This window comes from Cellulomonas pasadenensis, assembly GCF_047229365.1.
Taxonomy (GTDB): Bacteria; Actinomycetota; Actinomycetes; order Actinomycetales; family Cellulomonadaceae; genus Cellulomonas.
In genome coordinates this window covers 1-1,413 of sequence record NZ_JBFTEP010000265.1, presented here as the reverse complement: position 1 = coordinate 1,413, position 1,413 = coordinate 1, and the positions used below count along the sequence as shown (strand labels likewise).

The following is a 1,413-nucleotide window of genomic DNA, read 5'->3' as shown; positions in this document are numbered from 1 at the left end:
CGAGCGCGTCTTCTACGGCTGCGCGGCGGCGTCGCCGCGAGCACCGACGTCGCGTCGGCGGTGCGGGCGACGCCCCCGCCGCCGCCCGCACCCGTGGCGGACCTGTCGGCGCGCGAGCTCAGCGTCCTGGCGCGCGTGGCGGAGGGCCGCACCAACCGCCTCATCGGCGAGGAGCTCGGACTGTCGGCGCTCACCGTCAAGAGCCACCTCGCGCGCATCTCGCGCAAGCTCGGCACGGGTGACCGCGCCGAGCTCGTCGCCATCGCGATCCGCAACCGGCTGATCGACTGACCCGCCGCGGGGCGGGGCTCGACGCGACGGCGGTGACGCACGCCGCAGGCGACGCGTCACCCGCCTGCGCGGCGGCCCGCCCGCCGTCGCCTACGGTGGACGTCATGGACCTCGACACGTCACCCGGCGTTCCCGGTCCGGACGACGCGCGGCCGGACCCGGAGGCGCGTCCCGTCGTCCCGCTGCTCGAGCCGGCCGAGGGCGTCCCGCCGGTCGTCGACACCCCCGCGGGCCTCGCCGCGGTGGTCGAGGCGTTCGGCGCCGGCACGGGCCCCGTGGCCGTCGACGCGGAGCGCGCGTCCGGCTACCGGTACGGCCAGCGCACCTACCTGGTACAGCTGCGGCGCGAGGACGCCGGCACGGCGCTCGTCGACCCGATCGCGCTGCCGGACCTGTCGGCGCTGTCCGAGGCGCTCGTCGGCGTCGAGTGGGTGCTGCACGCGGCGTCCCAGGACCTGCCCGGCCTGGCGGAGCAGGGCATGCGACCGAGCCGCGTCTTCGACACCGAGCTGGCCGCGCGGCTGCTCGGCATGGAGCGCGTGGGCCTCGCGGCGGTCGTCGCCGACACGCTGGGCCTGGGGCTCGCGAAGGAGCACTCGGCGGTCGACTGGTCGACGCGGCCGCTGCCCGCGGAGTGGCTGCGGTACGCGGCGCTCGACGTCGAGGTGCTCGTGGAGGTCCGGCAGGTCCTCGCCGAGCGGCTCGCCGAGCAGGGCAAGGCGGAGTGGGCGCGCCAGGAGTTCGAGGCCGTCCGGCTCGCGCCGGCCCCCGCGCCGCGGACGGACCCGTGGCGCCGCGTCTCCGGCCTGCACACGCTGCGCGAGCCGCGCCGCCTCGCGGTGGTCCGCGAGCTGTACGCGACGCGCGACAAGAACGCGCGCGAGCGGGACATCTCCCCCGGCCGCGTGCTCCCCGACGCGGCGATCGTGGCCGCGGCGCACGCGCTGCCGCGCACCGTCGGCCAGCTGGTCGCCCTCCCCGCCTTCGCCGGCAAGGGCACGCGACGGCGCGCCGCGCTGTGGCAGTCGGCCATCGACCGCGCGGTCGCGCTGCCCGACAGCGCGCTGCCGTCGTCCCGCGGCCCGGCGAGCGACGGCCCGCCGCCGCCGCGCGCGTGGGCCG

At 78.6% G+C, this 1,413-nt stretch carries 2 protein-coding genes; both read left to right on the top strand.

Annotation, left to right across the window (positions count from 1 at the left end; genetic code table 11):
- Window positions 1-291 (top strand): response regulator transcription factor (locus tag AB6N23_RS18360; RefSeq protein WP_412867391.1); only part of this gene is annotated, 291 nt, incomplete at its 5' end.
- Window positions 292-395: 104 nt separating this feature from the next.
- A partial coding sequence (locus AB6N23_RS18355; RefSeq protein ID WP_412867390.1) for an HRDC domain-containing protein occupies window positions 396-1,413 on the top strand: 1,018 nt, incomplete at its 3' end.